This window comes from Streptomyces sp. NPDC004658 (genome assembly GCF_040609555.1).
Lineage (GTDB): Bacteria > Actinomycetota > Actinomycetes > Streptomycetales > Streptomycetaceae > Streptomyces.
Window position 1 is genome coordinate 24,922 of the sequence record NZ_JBEXKG010000043.1, and the last position, 18,257, is coordinate 43,178.

Consider the following 18,257-nt stretch of genomic DNA (forward strand, 5'->3'; position numbering starts at 1 on the left):
CCCCTGCGACCTCGTACGCTCACCCCTATGCCCGCGCACGTCCTGATCCTCGGCGGCACCACCGAGGCCCGCCGCCTCGCCGCCGACCTGGCCGCCCGCCCCGGGGTGCGGGTCACCACCTCGCTCGCCGGCCGGGTGAGCCGGCCCGGGACGCTGCCCGGCAAGGTGCGGACCGGCGGCTTCGGCGGGCCGCAGGGCCTGGCCGGCTGGCTGCGCGCGCACCGGGTGGACGCCCTGGTGGACGCCACCCACCCCTTCGCCGAGTCGATCACGGACCACGCGGTCCGCGCGGCGCGGGCCACGGGCGTCCCCGCCGTCGTCCTGCGCCGCCCGGGCTGGCGGCCGGGCCCCGGCGACCGCTGGTACGACGTCCCGTCCCTGGCCGAAGCAGCCGAGGCGCTGCCCGGCCTGGGCCGCCGGGTGTTCCTCACCACCGGCCGCCTCGGCCTCGCGGCCTTCGCCCACCTGACGGACCTGTGCTTCCTCGTCCGCTCCGTCGACCCGCCCGAGCCCCCGCTGCCCCCGGACACCCGCGTCGTCCTGGCCCGGGGGCCGTTCACGGTGACCGGCGAGGCGGAACTCCTGCGCGCCCACCGGATCGACGTCCTGGTCACCAAGGACAGCGGCGGGGAGGCGACGGCGGCGAAGCTGACGGCGGCACGGGAGCTGGGGCTGCCCGTGGTCGTCGTACGCCGCCCCGCCCTGCCGGCCGGTGTGACCGCCGTACCCGACGTGGCGGGTGCCCTGGAACGGCTGGGCCTCGGCCCGGCCGGAGGACGGTGACCCGGGGACGGCCGGACGGACACGCGCGGGTGCCGAGGAGGTACCGGTCCCCGGCCTCTCGCCGGCCGGTGCGTCAGCCGCGCCCGTCGCCCGACGGACGCCGGCGCAGCAGATACGTGTCCATGATCCAGCCCTTGCGCTCCCGCGCCTCGGCCCGTACCCGCTCGATGCGCGGACCGGCCTCCGCGATCGGTCCGGAGACGAGGATCTCGTCCGGCGTGCCTATGTAGGCGCCCCAGTAGATGTCCATGTCCTCCTCGGCGTACCGGCGGAAGGCCTGGTGCGCGTCCAGCATCACGACCACGTCGTCCACCCCCTCCGGGAAGCCCTCGGCCAGCCGCCGCCCGGTGGTGATCTGCACCGGCCGGGCCACCCGGTTCAGCCCCGTGCGATGCCGGGCGACCAGCGCGGAGACACTGCTGATGCCGGGCACCACGTCGTACGCGAACTCCACCGCGCCCCGCTCCAGCACCTCCTCCAGGATCGCCAGCGTGCTGTCGTACAGCGCCGGGTCGCCCCAGACCAGGAAGGCGCCCGTGCCGTCCTCGTCCAGCTCCTCGGCGATCATCCGCTCGTAGATCCCGGCGCGGGCACTGCGCCAGTCCCCGACGGCGGGGGAGTAGGCCGACCCGCCCGCCGTCCGGTCCCGCTCCGGGTCACGGGCCTGAACCACCCGGTACGACCCCTCGGGCAGATGCGCGTCCAGCATGTCCCGGCGGAGCTGGGTGAGATCGCTCTTCACCTCGCCCTTGTCGAGCAGGAAGAACACGTCCGTGCTCCGCAGCGCCTTGACCGCCTGGAGGGTCAGCTGGTCGGGGTCGCCCGCGCCGATACCGATGACATGAATCTTTCGCACGCCCCGAGTCTGCCGCATGCCGCTGACGGTGCATCCACCGCCTCCGCACGGGCTGCGACGGCGGCCCGGCCGCACGTCTCGGAGCCGGTGCGGCCCCGGGGCCTGCGGACACGGGGCCTGCGGACACGGGTCCGTCCGGGGTGCCGGCGGTCACGGCCCCAGACGCGGTGCCTCGGCCTCCGCGTCGATCGGTGCGGAGCCGGTCTCCACCCGTCCCGCCAGCTCCCGCGCCCAGCGGGTCAGGCCCGTCAGGTCCAGGCCGTACGGGCGGTCCTCGCCGCGTCCGGCCGCCCAGTCCTCGACCGCGCCGGCGCCCCGCCGCAGCAGCCGCGCCCCGCCGACGGCGTTCCCGCGGGCCGCGTGGGTGAGGCCCACCGCCAGCTGGGCCAGCCCCCGCCACAGCGCACGCTCCTCTTGCGGGCCGGACTTCCAGGCGTCCTCGAACACCTCGTGCGCGTGGAACGGCCGCCCCGCGGCCAGCAGCGCCCGCGCCTCGGCGACCGTGTCCTCCGGCGTCCGCAGCACGCCCTCCGGCTGCCGGGGGACGCCCTCGGCGCCGTACGGCAGCGGGCGCCCCAGCCCGTCCCGGGGCCGCGCGTTCCGCGCCCGCCCGGTCACGTCCCGGTCCCTGGCATCCGATGCGCCCGCGTTCGTCATACCGCCGATTCTCCCTCGCCCCGCCGGGCCTTCTACGGCACACCCCCGGGCGTGGGGTAAAGTGCTGTCCGCACGATCACGCGGGGCACCGCGCGTGAGTGCGACGGGACGTGGCGCAGCTTGGTAGCGCACTTGACTGGGGGTCAAGGGGTCGCAGGTTCAAATCCTGTCGTCCCGACTCGTGGGAGTCACAGGTCAGGGTCGGTTTCGGAGACATCCGGAACCGGCCCTGACCTGTGTTGCGGGTCGGGTTCGCCTCGTTGTGGAGGTGGGGCGGCCGGGGCGGCGCCGGCCGGCAAGTCGCAGGCCGCCGGGATGAGCGGTTACCTGGAGCAGAGGCCCCCCCGTGAGGGGCGCGGGCCGCCCCCAGGCCGCGCCCCTCACCGAACGTAAGGAATCCCCCATGCGCGGAGCAGTGATCCACGCCCCCGGCGACGTGCGGTTCGAGACCCTGGACGACCCGAAGATCCTGGAGCCGACGGACGCGGTCATCCGTACGGCCGTCACCTGTGTGTGCGGCACCGACCTGTGGCCCTGGCGCGGCCTCGACCCGACCGACGAGGCGCACCCCATGGGGCACGAGTACGTCGGCTTCGTCGAGGAGGTCGGCGGCGAGGTCACCTCGGTCGAGCCGGGCCAGTTCGTCGTCGGCTCGTTCGCGACCTCGGACAACACCTGCGCCAACTGCCGCAACGGATGGCAGTCCAATTGTGAGAACCGCGAGTTCATGAGCACCTGCCAGGCCGAGCGCGTGCGCATCCCCCAGGCCGAGGGCACCCTGGTCGCCACCGACGAGGTGCCGGGCGAGGAGTTCTGGCCGGGCCTGCTGGCCGTCTCCGACGTCATGGGCACCGGCTGGTACGCCGCCGACGCCGCGGAGGTCCGGCCCGGTTCCACGGCCGTGGTGGTCGGTGACGGTGCGGTCGGCCTGTGCGCGGTGATCGCCGCGAAGGAGATGGGCGCCGAGCGGATCATCGCCATGAGCCGCCACGAGTCCCGCCAGAAGCTGGCCCGGGAGTTCGGTGCCACCGACATCGTCACCGAGCGCGGCGAGGACGGCGTCGCCCGGATCAAGGAGATGACCGGCGGCATCGGCGCGGACTCCGTCCTGGAGTGCGTCGGCACCGGCCAGTCCATGCAGCAGGCCCTGCACTCGGCCCGGCCCGGCGGCAACGTCGGCTTCGTCGGGCTTCCCCACGAGGTGGCGATCGACGGCGAGGAGCTGTTCTTCACCCACGTCGGCCTGCGTGGCGGCCCGGCCCCGGTACGGCGCTACCTGCCCGACCTGATCGACCGCGTCCTGTCGGGCCGCATCGACCCGGGCAAGGTCTTCGACCTCACCCTGCCCCTGGAGCAGGTCGCCGAGGGATACCGGGCCATGGACGAGCGCCGCGCCATCAAGACGCTCCTCAAGCCCTGATCGGGCGCTGCGCACCGGCCGGGAGGCGGCGGAAGACCGCTCGCTACTCTCCCTCGTGCCTCGGGCGCACGAGGCGGTGCGGGATTCCGTGGCTCGGGGGGACGGCGAGGTCGTCCGCCTCGGGCAGCGGGAACAGGAGTTCTTCGAGTGCCGGTGTGATGAAGAGGAAGGCGATCACCAGGACGGGCACGAGCAGGGCAATCAGGATCACAGCACCTCCCGCAGGCCGGTCTGTGGCACCTGGTTGGGCCGCTCTCAGGATGCGCCCGAACGGCGTAACGCGCATGTCGTTCCACCGCAGGGCCGTGACCTGCGGTTTCCCGTCAGGGTGCGGGCCTGCGTGGACCACCTGCGGTGAGCACACAGGGGCGGCTCCGGTGGTGTCCGGAGCCGCCCCTCACCCGTTCGTGCCCGAGGTCAGGGGGCGACGGCGCGGCCGGTCTGCGGGGAGATGCGGCCGGCGCACAGGCCCTTGCCCGCCAGTGTCCGGGCGATGCGCGGGATGGCGGCGAGGGTGTTGGCCGGCCACTCGTGCATGAGGATGATCTGGCCGTTGGTCAGCCGGGACACCGCCTGCACGATCTGGTCGGTGCTCGCGCCGTTCCAGTCCTGCGAGTCGACGTCCCAGATGATCTGCCGCAGGCCGTACTTGGCCTCCACCGCCTGGACGGTGGCGTTGGTCTCGCCGTACGGCGGGCGGAACAGCTGCGGTGTACCGCCGCCGGCCGCGGCGACGGCCTGCTGGGTGCGGGCGATCTCCGAGTCGATCTGCGCCTGGCTCAGCTGGGTGAGGTGGGGATGGGTGTAGCTGTGGTTGCCGATCCACATCCCTGCGTTGGCCTCGGCCCGGACCTGCGCCGGGTAGGCGGCGGCGTACTGGCCCTCGTTGAACATCGTGGCCCGCAGGCCGTTCTGCCTCAGCGCGTTGAGCAGGGCCGGGGTGTGTTCGTTGGACGGGCCGTCGTCGAAGGTGAGCCCGACGTACCCGGAACAGGCGGCGGCGTGCGCCGGGGCGGCGTCGGTGACGGCGGTGACCGTGCCGGCCACGGCGGTCGCCGCGAGGGCCAGTCCGGTCAGCAGGGGGCGGGGTGCGGCTCGCATGCGGGTGCGTCCTCCTCGGGTGGGCGGCGTGACCGCCGTGGGGGGTCGATGGGACGGAGGGGGCAGGTCAGCCGCTCACCGTGAGGTTGGAGGAGCCGCTGCTCTGGTAGCCCTCGGTGGCGAGGATCATGTAGTAGCTGAAGCTGCCCAGCCGCATGCCGTAGCGGGCCCAGGCGTCGAAGTGGTTGCCGGTGGTGATGGTGCCGCCGGTCCGCTTGGACTGCCGGACGCTCCAGTACTGGTTGAAGGTCTTGGTGCCTTCCACGGAGGGGGCGTTGTACCGCGTCGTCTGGTAGACGTCGTACGTGCCGCCGTCGCTGGTGACCGTGCCCTTGTACGTTCCGGTGGGCCGGTAGGTGCCCCAGTTGTCGACGATGTAGTACTCGACGAGCGGGTTCGAGGTCCATCCGTACAGCGCCAGGTAGCCGTTGCCGGACGGGTAGAAGCTGCCCGAGTACTGCACGTTCCTGCGTCCGCCGTTGCTCCAGCCCTTGCCGGCGACGAAGTTCCCGCAGTTCGTCCACTGGGTGCTGTAGTTGCCGCCGGAGTTGAGGGTCATGGAGACCGACCCGCCGCCGTCGGTCCAGAAGGAGTAGTAGAACCCGTTGTTGGTGCCGGTCTGGTTGGTGGTGATGACCGTGGCGGCCTGGGCGGTGCCGGGCAGCAGCAGCCCGGACGCGGACGTGGCCAGCGCGAGTGCGCCGGCGCGGTTGATGAAGCCCCTGCGGCTCATCGGGCGGGAGAGGGCGTGCTCCATGTCCATGGTTCCTCCTGGACGAGGTGTGTTGTCATGTTCGCGCCATACGCCGTGCCGGGCCGCTCCCGGGGGAGGGAGGGCTCGATTGCTGGAGAGTATGGGGCGGGTTGGAAAGGGCGGTCAATGCGTCCGTTTCCGAAACTTCATCGAAACTTGACGGGGCAGAGCGGGGAGTAAGGGCGAAAGTTTCGAGCTTCCCTGAAGAGTTGGCTGGAATGGCCGTCGACAGAATGGTTGACGCGGAAATGGGGTCTGTTTACCGTGACGCAACGCTCGTCAGGTAACTCGAAACTTTCGACTCCTCCAGGAGTGCCCGTGAACCTGCCCCGCTCCCTCGCGGCCGCCGCCTCGGCCTGCTGCCTGGCCCTGCTGCCCCTCGCCGCCGCGAGCCCGGCAAGCGCCTCCGGCGGCACCGCCGTACCGGACCGTCCGCTGCGGCAGCTCGCCGCCGACGACCACCTCCGGGTCGGCACCGCCGTCGACATGTCCGCGCTCACCGACGACGCCGCCTACCGCCGGCTCGCGGGCTCGGAGTTCTCCACCGTCACTCCGGAGAACGTGATGAAGTGGGAGGCGATCGAGCCCAGCCGGGGGGAGTACGACTACGCCGCCGCCGACCGCCTGGTCGACTTCGCCCGCCGGCACGGGCAGAAGGTGCGCGGCCACGTCCTGGTGTGGCACAACCAGTTGCCGTCCTGGCTCACCTCCGGCGACTTCAGCGCCGACCAGCTGCGGGAGATCCTGCACCGCCACATCACCGACACCGTCCGGCACTTCAAGGGCAGGGTCTGGCAATGGGACGTGGTGAACGAGGCGTTCAACGAGGACGGCACCCTGCGTGACAGCATCTGGCTGCGCAAACTGGGCCCCGGCTACATCGCCGACGCCTTCCGCTGGGCCCACGAGGCCGACCCGCACGCCCTGCTGTTCTACAACGACTACAACACCGAGTGGAGCGGCCCGAAGAGCGACGCCGTCCACGATCTGGTCAGCCGCCTGCGCGCGCAGGGCGTCCCCCTGGACGGGGTCGGCTTCCAGGGCCACCTCGGCATCCAGTACGGCCTGCCCACCGACATGGCGGCCAACTTCGCCCGCTTCGACAAGCTCGGCGTGGCCACCGCCGTGACGGAGGCGGACGTCCGCATGCCACTGCCGGCCGACGCGGACAAGCTCGCCACACAGGCCGAGGGCTACCGCCGTCTGCTCGACGCCTGCCTGCGCACCCGCCACTGCATCTCGTTCACCGTCTGGGGCTTCACCGACAAGTACTCGTGGGTCCCCGGCACGTTCCCCGGTGAGGGTGCCGCGAACCTGTACGACGAGGACTACCGTCCCAAGCCGGCCTACCGCGCGCTCCAGTCGGAACTGGCGGGCCGGGCGCGGGCCGGGGGCGCCGCGTAACGAGGGCGCGCCTTTCCGTCCAGGGTGACCGGTCGGCCGACGAGGGCCGGCCGGTCACCCTCTGCGCGGACGGTGAACGTCATCGCGCGCCGTGCCGACGAGCCGGGTAACCCGCCACCCGCCGCCCTCTCAGCGCCCCGCGGGCGGTGCCGTGCTCTGGCGTACGACCAGGTGCGTGGCCAGTTCTATGCGCAGGGCCGCCTTCTTGGTGTCCTGCGGGCGCAGCAGCATGCGGGCCGCTTCCTCGGCCATGCGCTGGAGCGGCTGCTGCACGGTGGTCAGCGGCGGGCTCGACCAGCGGGCCGGGGGTACGTCGTCGTAGCCGACCACCGACAGGTCCCCGGGGACGCTGAGGCCGAGGACCCGGGCCGCCTCCAGGACGCCCAGCGCCTGAAGGTCGCTCCCGGCGAAGATCGCGGTAGGCCGGTCGGGCCGCCGCAGCAGGTCCATGGCGTGTTCGAAGCCGCCCTGGACGTGGAAGTCGCCGAACCGTATCAGCCCGGGGTCGGGTGCGTGACCGGCCATCGCCATCGCCGAGCGGTATCCGTCCAGCCGGGCCAGCGAGCACATCAGGTCCTCGGGACCGGTGATGATGGCGACGCGTTCGTGTCCCTGGTCGGTGAGGTGGCGGGTGGCGGCGACTCCTCCGGCCCAGTTGGCCGATCCGACGGAGGGGACGTCGGGGTCGGGATCGCCCGCCGGGTCCACGATGACGAACGGAATGGCCCGGGACCGCAGTTGGCGCTTCACGTCCTCCGGCACCGTGGAGAAGACCAGCAACACCCCGAGGGGGCGGCGGCGCAGCACGCCTGCGATCCACTCGGGTCCGGGAGCCTGCCGGGTCCCGCTCTCGGTGAGCGCCACGGTCGCGTCGTTCTGCTTGGCGACGTTCTCCACCCCGCGGATGAGTTCCATCGCCCAGACGCTCTCCAGCTCGTGGAAGACGATCTCGATGAGCGGGGCCTGCGGCTGTCCCGGGGTGCGCCGGCGGTAGCCGTGGGTCTCCAGCAGGCGTTCGACCTTGGCGCGGGTCGCGGGGGACACATCCGAACGACCGTTGAGGACCTTCGAAACTGTCGGCAGCGAGACGCCGGCCTCTCGCGCCACGGCCGCCAAGGTGACTCTCCGACCGACCTGGGCTTCTTCGCGCATGGCCGCAGCATAGGCCACTCCGCCGGATAACGGTTTGGCCGCGTAGGTGCACGACCGTTGACCATTTCTTCTCTTCGCTCCTACTGTCCAGCGCATGACTTTCGGGTCCAGAGCCGAAACTTTCGGAAGGCGGATGATCATGCGTACACGGATGCCCCGGGTGCTCGCCTGTGGTGCCACGCTCGCGCTGGCGGCGAGCCTGGCCGCGTGCGGGAACGGCAGCGGCGGGGGTTCCTCGAACGACGGCAAGATCCATGTGCTGGTGTACGGGGACGCCAGCAACAAGGTCGAGAAGCAGATCGTCGACACGTTCAACAAGACGTCGAAGGTCAAGGCCGTCCTCGACACCATCCCCGGGGCCGACTACCAGCAGAAGCTCCAGACGATCATCAACACGCCCCAGGCGCCGGACGTCTTCTTCAACTGGGGCGGCGGCAGCATCCAGCCGTTCGTCAAGGCCGGGCTGCTGATGCCGCTGGACGACTTCGTCAAGAAGGACCCGAACCTCGACGACAAGTTCCTGCCCAGCGTCTACAACAGCGCGGTCGTCGACGGAAAGCCGTACGGCATCCCCATGCGCGGCACGCAGCCGGTGCTGCTGTTCAGCAACAAGGACGTGCTCCAGAAGGCGGGCGTGAAGCAGCCGCAGACCTGGGACCAGCTGCTCGACGCCGTCAAGAAGCTCAAGTCCGCGGGCGTCACCCCGATCGCCCTCGGCGGCGGCGACCAGTGGCCGACGCTGATGTGGTTCGAGTACGTCTACGACCGCGTGGCCGGCCCGGAGCTGTTCCAGAAGGCCCTGAGCGGTGACAAGGACGCCTGGGCGAGCGCGGACAGCAAGAAGGCGCTCGGCATGCTCAAGCAGCTGGTCGACGCCGGCGCCTTCGGCAAGAACTACGACTCGGTGAAGTACACCAACGGCGCCTCGCCCGCGCTGGTGGCCCAGGGCAAGGCCGGCTTCGAGCTGATGGGGTCCTGGTACTACGCGCAGCAGCAGCAGGACGCGAAGGACTTCGCCGCCAAGGGCCTGGGCTACGGCACGTTCCCGACGATCCCCGGCGGCAAGGGCGACCCGAGCGACGTCGTCGGCAACACCAACAACTTCTACTCGGTGCTGAAGAAGACCAAGCACCCCGAGGCGGTCGCCGAGTTCCTGAAGCTGATGTACTCCGACGAGTTCGTCAAGGCCCAGATGGCCATCGGCAACCTGCCCACGACCACGAACACCCAGAAGTTCCTGGACACCTCGGCCAGCCCCCAGTACTCCCGCTTCCAGTACGACCTCGTCGCCAAGGCCAAGTCCTTCCAGCTCTCCTGGGACCAGGCATTCCCGCCGTCGGCCATGACGCCGATCCACCAGGCCGTCCAGCAGTTCTTCAACGGACAGCTCGACGCGGACGGCTTCATCAAGGCCATGCAGGCCCTCCCGACCGAATGAACCGCTCATGACCACACAGCTCACGAGCGCCCCGCCCTCCGCCGTGCCTTCCAGGAAGGCCCGGCGGCGGCCGGAGGACTCCTACTCCGCACGCGGCACGCGCCCCGGCTTCGGCTGGGCGCTGCCCGCCACCCTGTTCTTCGCCCTCTTCGCCCTCGCACCGCTGATCATGGTGGCGGTGCTGTCCTTCATGAGCTGGAACGGCCTGGGGTCACCGCAGTTCGTCGGGACGGACAACTGGAAGCGCATCCTCGACGACCCCGTCATGATCAAGAGCATCTGGCTCACCCTGCTGCTCACCGCCCTGGGCGTGGTCATCCAGACCCCGCTGAGCATCGTGCTCGGCGTCTGGGCCGCCGGACACCAGCGCAACCGCGCCGTCCTCTCGGCGATCTACTTCATCCCGCTGCTGCTGTCCTCCACGGCGGTGTCGGTGCTCTGGCGGGCGCTGCTCGACCCGAACTTCGGCATCCCCGCGCGCATGACCTGGCTGTTCGGGGACGGCAACCTGTTCGGTGAGCAGGCCTCGGCCATCGGGGTGCTGGCCTTCGTCAGCACCTGGCAGTTCACGCCGTTCCACACCCTGATCTACCAGGGCGCCGCCCGGGCGATCCCGCCGGTGCTGTACCAGGCGGCGGAGATCGACGGAGCGGGGCGCTACCGCCAGTTCTTCCACATCACCCTGCCGCAGCTGCGCAACTCGGTCGTCACCTCGATGATCCTGATGATCGTCGGCGGGCTCACCACGTTCGAGACCGTGCTCATCCTGACCCAGGGCGGACCGGGCACCGACACCACGATCAGCGCCTACTACATGTACCAGAAGGCCTTCAAGGGCTTCGACTTCGGCGCCGGTTCGGCCATCGCCCTGTGCCTGGTCGTCGCCGCCACGGTGGTCTCGCTGATCGTCGTCCGCGTCTCCGGCTACGACAAGATGCGCAGCGACATGGAGGGGGTGTCATGAGGCGCCGCCCCAACTACCTGGCCGGAACGGGCTCGATCGTCTGGCTCGTCCTGGTGGGTCTGCCGCTGTACGTGATGCTCGCCGCGACCCTGCGCACCCGGCAGGACTACGCGAAGAAGGGCCCGCTGTCCTTCCCCGGCGACTTCACCCTCGACAACTACACCGGGGCGTTCGACTCGGGCTTCGGGCGGTACTTCCTCAACACCATCATCGTCACCGTCTGCGTCGTCGGCGTGGTGCTGCTGCTCGTACCGCCCCTCGCCTACGCGATCGTACGCAGCCGCAGCCGTGTCACCTCGCAGATCTTCCGGCTGTTCCTGCTGGGCCTCGCCATCCCCGCCCAGGCGGTCATCGTGCCGATGTTCTACCTGATCAGCGAGGCGGGCCTGTACGACAACCTGCTCGGCGTCATCCTGCCCACGGCCGCGTTCTGCCTGCCGATGTCCGCGCTGATCCTCAGCGGCTCCATGCGCGACATCTCCCCGGAGCTGTTCGAGGCCATGACGGTGGACGGAGCGACCCCGCGGCGGATGTTCTTCCAGCTGGTCGTGCCGCTCTCGCGCGGCGGACTGTCCACGATCGTGGTGTTCTCCGCGCTCCAGGCCTGGAACGGCTTCCTGTTCCCGCTCGTCCTGACCCAGTCCGACTCGACCAAGGTCATCACCCTGGGTCTGTACAACTTCCAGACCGAGCACGGGATCGACATCCCCGGCCTGCTGGGAGCCGTGACGCTGTCCATGGTGCCCGTCCTGCTCGTCTACCTGTTCGCCCGCCGCGCCCTCGTCCAGGGCCTGATGGGCATGGGAGGAAAGTGACCACCAACGTGGCCGTAGAGACCACCCCCGAGATCCCCCTCTGGAACGACCCGACCCAGGACATCGGCACCCGCGTGTCCGCGCTGATCGACGCGATGACCGTCGAGGAGAAGATCGCCCAGCTGTACGGCGTGTGGGTCGGCGCGTCCGACGAGGGCGGCGAAGTCGCCCCGCACCAGCACGACATGGAGGAGGCCGTCGACCTCGACGCGCTCCTGCCGGCCGGGCTCGGCCAGCTGACCCGCCCCTTCGGCACGGCACCCGTCGACCCCGCGCTCGGCGCGCTCTCCCTGCTGCGCACCCAGACCCGGATCGCCGCGGCGAACCGCTTCGGCATCCCCGCCGTGGCCCACGAGGAGTGCCTGGCCGGATTCGCCACCTGGGGCGCCACCGCCTACCCCGTCCCGCTGTCCTGGGGCGCCACCTTCGACCCCGCCCTCATCCGCCGGATGGCCGCCGCCATCGGCCGCGACATGCGGTCCGTCGGCGTCCACCAGGGTCTCGCGCCCGTCCTGGACGTGGTGCGCGACGCCCGCTGGGGCCGGGTCGAGGAGACCATCGGAGAGGACCCCTACCTCGTCGGCAGCATCGGCACCGCCTACGTCCAGGGACTGCAGTCCGCCGGTGTCGTCGCCACCCTGAAGCACTTCGCCGGCTACTCCGCCTCCCGCGCCGGGCGCAATCTCGCCCCCGTCGGCATGGGACCGCGCGAGCGGGCGGACGTCCTGCTGCCCCCCTTCGAGATGGCCGTGCGCGAGGGCGCGGCCGACTCCGTCATGCACGCCTACACCGACACCGACGGGATGCCCTCCGCGGCCGACGAGGACCTGCTCACCGGGCTGCTCCGGGACACCTGGGGCTTCGAGGGCACGGTCGTCGCCGACTACTTCGGCATCGCCTTCCTCAGCACCCTGCACGGCGTCGCCGGCGGCTGGGCCGACGCGGCGGGCACGGCCCTGCGCGCGGGCGTCGACGTGGAACTGCCCACCGTCAAGACGTTCGGCGCGCCCCTGGCCGAAGCCGTCGCCGACGGCCGGGTCCCCGAGGCGCTGATCGACCGCGCGCTGCGCCGGGTGCTCCTCCAGAAGGCCCGGCTCGGCCTGCTCGACGCGGACTGGAGCCCGGTCCCGGCCGCACTCCGGGGAGCGGACCTGGACGACCCCGACGCCCTGCGCGGCACGGTCGACCTGGACACCCCCGAGAACCGCGAACTGGCCCGCGCCGTCGCCGAGGAAGCGGTCGTCCTGCTGCGCAACGACGGCACCCTGCCCCTCGCCCGGCCACGCCGCATCGCCCTGATCGGCCCCAACGCGACCGAGCCCACCGCCGTACTGGGCTGCTACTCCTTCCCCCAGCACGTCGGCGTGCACCACCCCGAGACCCCGCCCGGCATCGACCTGCCCACCCTGGAGGACGCGCTCCGGCGCGAGTTCCCCGACGCCGAGTTCACGGTCGTACGCGGCACCGGTGTGGACGACGGCGACACCCGCGGCATCGCCGAGGCCGTCGACACCGCGCGCCGGGCCGACGTCGTCGTCGCGGCCCTCGGTGACCGCGCGGGTCTGTTCGGCCGGGGCACCAGCGGCGAGGGCTGCGACGCCGAGTCCCTGGCCCTGCCCGGCGCCCAGCAGCACCTGCTCGACGCGCTGCTCGACACCGGCACCCCCGTGGTGACGGTCCTGCTGACCGGCCGGCCCTACGCCCTCGGCCGGGCCGTGGACGAGGCCGCCGCGATCGTGCAGTCCTTCTTCCCCGGGGTGGAGGGCACCACGGCCATCGCCGGCGTGCTCAGCGGGCGGACCAACCCGTCCGGACGGCTGCCCGTCAGCGTGCCCCGCGGCACCGGCGGCCAGCCCGCCGGCTACCTCGGCGCCCGGCTCGCCCAGGCCAGCGACGTGTCCAACATCGATCCCACGGCGGCCTTCGCGTTCGGACACGGCCTGTCCTACACGTCCTTCGAGTGGGGAGAGCTGACGGTCGAGCGGCCCCAGGCGGACACGGACGACGCGTTCTCCCTCGCCCTCACCGTGCGCAACACGGGGGAGCGGCACGGCACCGAAGTCGTGCAGCTCTATCTGCACGACCCGGTCGCCTCCGTGGTCCAGCCGGTGCAGCGCCTCGTCGGCTACGCCCGGGTCCCGCTCGCCCCCGGCGAGGCCCGCCGGCTGCGGGTCACCGTGCCGGCCGACCTGGCCTCCTTCACCGGCCGCGACGGGCGTCGGGTGGTCGAACCGGGCGAACTGGAACTGCGGCTGGCGGCCTCCAGCAGCGACGCCCGGCTCACGGCGAAGGTCACCCTGACCGGCCCCGCACGCCAGGTGGACCACACCCGCCGGTTCCACGCGCGCTTCGAGCAGGAGCCGACGCACCTGGCGCTCTGACGCGCCCCGCGCCGTGGCCCGCTCCCCGAACCGACGGGGAACGGGCCACGGCGCTGTCAGCACCGCTCCACGATGACGGTCACCAGGCTGCCCGGGGCGGCCGACACCCGGGCCCGTCCGGCCGTCCGGCGTACGACGGTCGCGCCGGCGTCGGCCGTGACCCGCCAGGCGCCCGGCGGCAGGGACAGGTCCGTCACCCCCGAGCCGTGCGGCGCCGCTCGGTAGACCAGCCGGTACACGCCCGCCCCGGCGTCGTACGCGGCGGAGCGGACCGTGCCCGCCACGGCCTCCGCGTACGGCTCGGCGGTCAGTTCCTTGTGGGCGCGGAAGGCGCCGGTGCCGTCCACCGCGCAGTACCCGCCGCCGTAGCACCACACATAGCCCGCCCAGCCCGAGGTGAAGCGGCCGAGGGAGGCCATGGCGTCCCGGTAGAACAGGCCCATGTGCGGCAGGGAGCTGTCCGGCGGACCCCACTCGCCGACCACCACCGGGACCCGGTACCGCCTCGGGTACACGGTGACGGCCCGCTCGTACGCCTCGATCCAGCCGGCCCCGGGGTCGTAGTCGCCGCCCGCCTCCATCGCCGCGTCGTAGAGGTGGGGCGCGTACACGACCCGGGGATCGTGGACGCGGCCGAGGCCGGTCGGTACGCCCTCGCCCACGACCGGGGTCGGTTCCACGAACAGCCAGGCGTCCCGGTCGGCCGGACGGACGGCGTCGGCGAGCCGGTTGTACATCGGCGTCAGCTGCTCGCGTTCGATGCGGCGGGCGGCCGCCGGCAGGTCCTCCCCGGGCTCCGGCTCGCCCATCGGCTCGTTGAGCAGGTCGTAGCCGAGGACGGCCGGATGGCGGCCGAAGCGGGCGGCGAGCGTGTGCCACATCCCGGCCTGCGCGCGCCGGAGGTCCTCGTCCTCGTAGAGGTGGGTGAAGGCGCGCTGCACGGCGGGTTCGAAGTACTCGGCGAACCAGTCGTCCGGGTGCGCGGTGAACGGCAGTCCGTCGGTCCGGGTCGCCCACTCGGGTATCCCGCGATGGCCGAAGGCGGGTCCGAAGACGTCCTGGTGGGCGTCGATGACGGCCTTCACGTCATGGCGGTGCGCCCAGTCCAGGATGCGCTCGATCCTCTCCAGGTAACCGCGGCTGTAGTGCCCCGGTGCCGGCTCCAGGTCGTCCCAGAACACCAGCAGCCGGGCGACGTCGAAGCCGCGGGCCCGCAGGTCGCGCAGATGGCGTTCGGTGACGGCGGTCAGGGCCTCCTCGCCCCGGTGCGCCTTGTCCTCGATGTTCCAGCCGTGCAGGGTCAGCACCCGCCCCTGGGGGTCGGTGAGCCGGGGGATGTCCTGCCCGGCCCCCTCGGCACGGGCGGCGGCAGGGGCCAGGAGGGCGGCGAGGACCGCGCCCGCCGTCAGCATCGCTCGCAGCACGGGAGACCTCCGGGTGGCCGGCGTCGGGTTCCTTGACTTCGCGTGCACTTCAAGCTGAACACTCCCGTGCTACCAGCCATCCACGGGGAGGACCAGCATGAAGTACCGCACCATCGGCACCGATCCGGCCACCCGCCGCGAGGTGAGCGTCCTCGCGCTCGGCGCGATGCTGTTCGGGTCGCGCACCGACGAGAAGACCTCCTTCGCCGTCCTCGACCGCTACGCCGAGGCCGGCGGGACCTTCATCGACACCTCCGACAACTACGCCTTCTGGGAGGACGGCGGCCAGGGCGGTCAGAGCGAGGAACTGCTCGGGCGGTGGCGGAGCAGCCGGGGCGTCGGCGACGAGATCGTCATCGCCACCAAGCTGGGCGCCCGGCCCCTCGCCCCCGGCACCGGCTACACCGACAACGCCGAGGGCCTGTCCGCCAAGGTCATCCGGGAGTCGGCCGAACGCAGCCGGGAACTGCTCGGCGTCGACCGGCTGGACCTGCTCTACGCCCACATAGAGGACCCCGCCGTGCCGCTCGCGGAGACCGTCGAGGGCTTCGCCGCGCTCGTCGCCGAGGGCACCGTCGGGCTGCTCGGCGTCAGCAACCACGCCGTGTGGCGGGTGGAACGGGCCCGCGCCCTCGCGGCGGCGGCGGGACTGCCCGGGTACGAGGTGCTCCAGTACCAGCACAGCTACCTGCGCCCGCGCACCGATGTGCCGAGCGAGCTGTTCCCGGACGGCAGCCTCGGCGGCGCCGACGCGCAGCTCCTGAACTACCTGCGCGCCGAGCCGGAGTTGACCCTGGTGGCCTACTCACCGCTGCTCACCGGCGCCTACACCCGCGCCGACAAGCCGCTGCCGCCGGACTACGACCACCCCGGCACCCCGGCCCGGCTCGCGGTGCTGCGCGAGGTGGCCCGGGAGACCGGGGCGACCGTCAACCAGGTCGTGCTCGCCTGGCAGCTGGGCGGTGAGCCGCCCGTGATCCCGCTCGTCGGCGCCTCCTCGGTGGCCCAGCTCGACGAGAGCCTCGCCGCCGTCGACCTGGAACTCACCGGGGAGCAGCGCGCCCGGCTGGACGCGGCTCACTGACCGCGCGGCTCCCGTACGACGGCCACGTCCCCGGGTGCGACGGTGACCGTGCCGGTCGTCTCCTTGCCGGTCAGCAGCTCGAACGAGCCCGGCGCCACGGGGACGTCGGCGCCCTGGCCGGTGTGGTCGATGACGAACAGGTAGTCCGCCTCCAGGCCGCGCCGGCGGACCACCTCCACCCCGGGCGGTGCGGACCGCACCGGAGCCACGCCCGCCTCCTCGCGGACGCGGTCCAGCAGCGCGGTGAGCGTGGCCGGGTCCGGCAGGGTGGCCAGGTACCAGGCGGACCCGCTGCCGTGCGCGAGCCGGGTCACCGCCGGAACCCCCGCCAGGGGTCCGTCGGCGTACGAGGCGACCGCCTCGGCGCCCGCGAGCCGCAGCCGCTCCGACCACAGGGAGCCCGTCGCCCCGTCCGGCACGGCACCGGTGAGCGCGACCGGCTCCCCGGGCAGCAGCGGGAACGGCTCGTCCGAGCGGACGCCCAGGACCTCCCGGAACGCCCCCGGGTAACCGCCCAGCCGGGCATGGCAGTTCTCGTCCACCGCCCCGCTGTGGAAGCCCACCGCGAGCGTGCCGCCGCCCGTGGCGTACGACACGAGGTTCGCCGCGCCCGCCTCGTCGACCAGGTACAGGTTCGGGGCCAGCACCAGCCGGTAGCCGCTCAGGTCCGCGTCCGGCCGGACGAAGTCCACGGCCACGCGCGACCGCCACAGCGGCTCGTACCAGGCACGGACCAGATCCAGGTAGCGCAGCTCGCCGCTGGGCTGCGAGGGGAGTTCCAGGGCCCAGCGGGCGTCCCAGTCCCAGACGATCGCGACCTCGGCGGTGCCGGTGCTGCCGCGCACCTCGGCCAGCGCCTTCAGGTCGGCGCCGAGCCGGACCACGTCCCGCCAGATCCGGCTGTCCGTCCCGGCGTGCGGCACCATCGCCGAGTGCCACTGCTCGGCACCGGCCTTCGACTGGCGCCACTGGAAGTACGCGATGCCGTCCGCGCCGCGCGCCACGTGGGCGAGCGCGTCCCGGCGCAACTGCCCGGGATTCTTCGCGCGGTTGACGGGTTGCCAGTTCACCGCGCCGGTCGAGTGCTCCATCAGCAGCCACGGGCCGCCCGCGAGGGAGCGCGTCAGGTCGCCGCTGAGCGCGATGTCGATCTGCGGCTCGGGGTCCGTGGACCGGAGGTAGTGGTCGTTGGAGACGATGTCCAGCTCGGGGGCCCAGCGCCAGTAGTCCAGGGCGTCGAAGCTGAAGTTCACCATGAAGTTGGTGGTGGCCGGGATCGCGGGCGCCGCCGCCCGGAGCACGTCCCGTTCCGCCGTGTACAGCGAGAGCAGTTCGTCGGAGCAGAACCGCCGCCAGTCCAGCTGGTGCGTCGGGTTGGACACGGCGCCGGTGGCGCGCGGCGGCAGGATCTCCTCCCAGTCGTAGTACCACTGGGACCAGAACGCGGTGCCCCAGGCGTGGTTGAGGGCCGCCAGGTCGTCGCCGTACCGGTCGCGCAGCCAGCGCCGGAAGGCCGCGGCGCTGGTGTCGCAGTAGCAGGCGGAGTTGTGGCAGCCGTACTCGTTGTGCACGTGCCACATGCGGACGGCCGGGTGGTCCGCGTACCGCTCGGCGAGCGCGCCCGCGATGCGCAGCGCGGCCTGCCGGTAGGCGGGGCTGGACGGGCAGAACGTCTGGCGGCTGCCGTAGGAGAGCCCGCGGCCGTCCCGGTCGGTCGGCAGTGCTTCCGGGTGGGCCCGGAAGAACCAGGCCGGCGGCGCCGCCGTGGGCGTGGCGAGGTCGGCGGCGATGCCGTTCCCGTGCAGCAGGTCCAGGATCTTGTCCAGGCGCGAGAAGTCGTACACGCCCTCGGACGGCTCCAGCAGCGCCCAGGAGAAGATGCCGACGCTGACCAGGTTCACCCCGGCCTCGCGCATCAGGCGCATGTCCTCGGCCCACACCTCCTCGGGCCACTGCTCGGGGTTGTAGTCGCCGCCGTAGGCGATGCCGGGGACGGACAGGGTGCGCTTCACGTGGTTCTCTTT

At 72.1% G+C, this 18,257-nt stretch carries 15 protein-coding genes, 1 tRNA gene and 1 pseudogene; 9 read left to right on the forward strand and 8 right to left on the reverse strand.

The window, feature by feature from the left end:
• The first annotated feature begins 27 nt into the window (after positions 1-27).
• Complete coding sequence (locus ABZV94_RS17425; protein WP_356341213.1) at positions 28-783, forward strand: cobalt-precorrin-6A reductase; 756 nt, start codon at positions 28-30, stop codon at positions 781-783.
• Between the two features lie 73 nt (positions 784-856).
• On the opposite strand, the gene cobF is transcribed toward ABZV94_RS17425, so the two are convergent.
• Positions 857-1,639 (reverse strand): precorrin-6A synthase (deacetylating), encoded by a 783-nt coding sequence (gene cobF, locus ABZV94_RS17430; protein WP_356341214.1) that lies wholly within the window; start codon positions 1,637-1,639, stop codon positions 857-859.
• Between the two features lie 150 nt (positions 1,640-1,789).
• Positions 1,790-2,296 (reverse strand): DUF309 domain-containing protein, encoded by a 507-nt coding sequence (locus ABZV94_RS17435; RefSeq protein ID WP_356341215.1) that lies wholly within the window; start codon positions 2,294-2,296, stop codon positions 1,790-1,792.
• A 104-nt stretch (positions 2,297-2,400) separates the two neighbouring features.
• Between ABZV94_RS17435 and ABZV94_RS17440 the strand changes: the two genes are divergently transcribed.
• A tRNA-Pro gene (locus tag ABZV94_RS17440) sits at positions 2,401-2,474 on the forward strand.
• 225 nt (positions 2,475-2,699) lie between these two features.
• Positions 2,700-3,716, forward strand: a complete 1,017-nt coding sequence (locus ABZV94_RS17445) for a zinc-dependent alcohol dehydrogenase family protein (protein ID WP_356341216.1) — start codon at positions 2,700-2,702, stop codon at positions 3,714-3,716.
• A 43-nt stretch (positions 3,717-3,759) separates the two neighbouring features.
• Here the strand turns inward: ABZV94_RS17445 and ABZV94_RS17450 are convergent, their stop codons facing one another.
• From ABZV94_RS17450 to ABZV94_RS17460, 3 genes and pseudogenes are all read right to left on the reverse strand, one after another.
• Positions 3,760-3,927 carry a hypothetical protein gene (locus ABZV94_RS17450; protein WP_356341217.1) on the reverse strand — a complete coding sequence of 56 codons (168 nt, stop codon included), beginning with the start codon at positions 3,925-3,927 and terminating at the stop codon, positions 3,760-3,762.
• 209 nt (positions 3,928-4,136) lie between these two features.
• Positions 4,137-4,817 (reverse strand): annotated as a pseudogene (locus ABZV94_RS17455) (polysaccharide deacetylase family protein); the annotation flags it as partial.
• Between the two features lie 67 nt (positions 4,818-4,884).
• The gene (locus ABZV94_RS17460; protein ID WP_356341218.1) at positions 4,885-5,580 is read right to left on the reverse strand and encodes a glycoside hydrolase family 11 protein; all 696 of its coding nucleotides are present in this window, start codon (positions 5,578-5,580) and stop codon (positions 4,885-4,887) included.
• 309 nt (positions 5,581-5,889) lie between these two features.
• On the opposite strand from ABZV94_RS17460, the gene ABZV94_RS17465 reads away from it, so the two are divergent.
• Positions 5,890-6,975 (forward strand): endo-1,4-beta-xylanase, encoded by a 1,086-nt coding sequence (locus ABZV94_RS17465; protein WP_356341219.1) that lies wholly within the window; start codon positions 5,890-5,892, stop codon positions 6,973-6,975.
• A gap of 129 nt (positions 6,976-7,104) precedes the next feature.
• Here the strand turns inward: ABZV94_RS17465 and ABZV94_RS17470 are convergent, their stop codons facing one another.
• Positions 7,105-8,127 carry a LacI family DNA-binding transcriptional regulator gene (locus ABZV94_RS17470; RefSeq protein ID WP_356341220.1) on the reverse strand — a complete coding sequence of 341 codons (1,023 nt, stop codon included), beginning with the start codon at positions 8,125-8,127 and terminating at the stop codon, positions 7,105-7,107.
• Between the two features lie 133 nt (positions 8,128-8,260).
• On the opposite strand from ABZV94_RS17470, the gene ABZV94_RS17475 reads away from it, so the two are divergent.
• Genes ABZV94_RS17475 through ABZV94_RS17490 form a run of 4 tightly spaced genes read left to right on the forward strand, consistent with a single transcriptional unit; the run spans position 8,261 to position 13,725 of the window.
• Entirely contained in the window at positions 8,261-9,565 is a 1,305-nt protein-coding gene (locus ABZV94_RS17475; protein WP_356341221.1) for an extracellular solute-binding protein, read from the forward strand.
• Positions 9,566-9,572: 7 nt separating this feature from the next.
• On the forward strand, positions 9,573-10,529 hold the full coding sequence (locus ABZV94_RS17480; RefSeq protein ID WP_356341222.1) for a sugar ABC transporter permease: 957 nt from the start codon (positions 9,573-9,575) through the stop codon (positions 10,527-10,529).
• The gene (locus ABZV94_RS17485) at positions 10,526-11,344 is read left to right on the forward strand and encodes a carbohydrate ABC transporter permease (protein WP_356341223.1); all 819 of its coding nucleotides are present in this window, start codon (positions 10,526-10,528) and stop codon (positions 11,342-11,344) included. The genes ABZV94_RS17480 and ABZV94_RS17485 overlap by 4 nt, the downstream gene beginning before the upstream one ends.
• Positions 11,341-13,725 (forward strand): glycoside hydrolase family 3 N-terminal domain-containing protein, encoded by a 2,385-nt coding sequence (locus ABZV94_RS17490; protein ID WP_356341224.1) that lies wholly within the window; start codon positions 11,341-11,343, stop codon positions 13,723-13,725. The genes ABZV94_RS17485 and ABZV94_RS17490 overlap by 4 nt, the downstream gene beginning before the upstream one ends.
• Positions 13,726-13,781: 56 nt before the next feature.
• Here ABZV94_RS17490 and ABZV94_RS17495 read toward each other — a convergent pair whose 3' ends face one another.
• Positions 13,782-15,149, reverse strand: a complete 1,368-nt coding sequence (locus tag ABZV94_RS17495) for a cellulase family glycosylhydrolase (protein ID WP_356341225.1) — start codon at positions 15,147-15,149, stop codon at positions 13,782-13,784.
• Between the two features lie 97 nt (positions 15,150-15,246).
• Between ABZV94_RS17495 and ABZV94_RS17500 the strand changes: the two genes are divergently transcribed.
• Positions 15,247-16,233: an aldo/keto reductase gene (locus ABZV94_RS17500; RefSeq protein WP_356341226.1), complete on the forward strand. Its 987-nt coding sequence runs from the start codon at positions 15,247-15,249 to the stop codon at positions 16,231-16,233.
• Here the strand turns inward: ABZV94_RS17500 and ABZV94_RS17505 are convergent.
• Complete coding sequence (locus ABZV94_RS17505) at positions 16,227-18,245, reverse strand: beta-galactosidase (protein WP_356341227.1); 2,019 nt, start codon at positions 18,243-18,245, stop codon at positions 16,227-16,229. The genes ABZV94_RS17500 and ABZV94_RS17505 overlap by 7 nt on opposite strands.
• Positions 18,246-18,257: the final 12 nt, after the last annotated feature.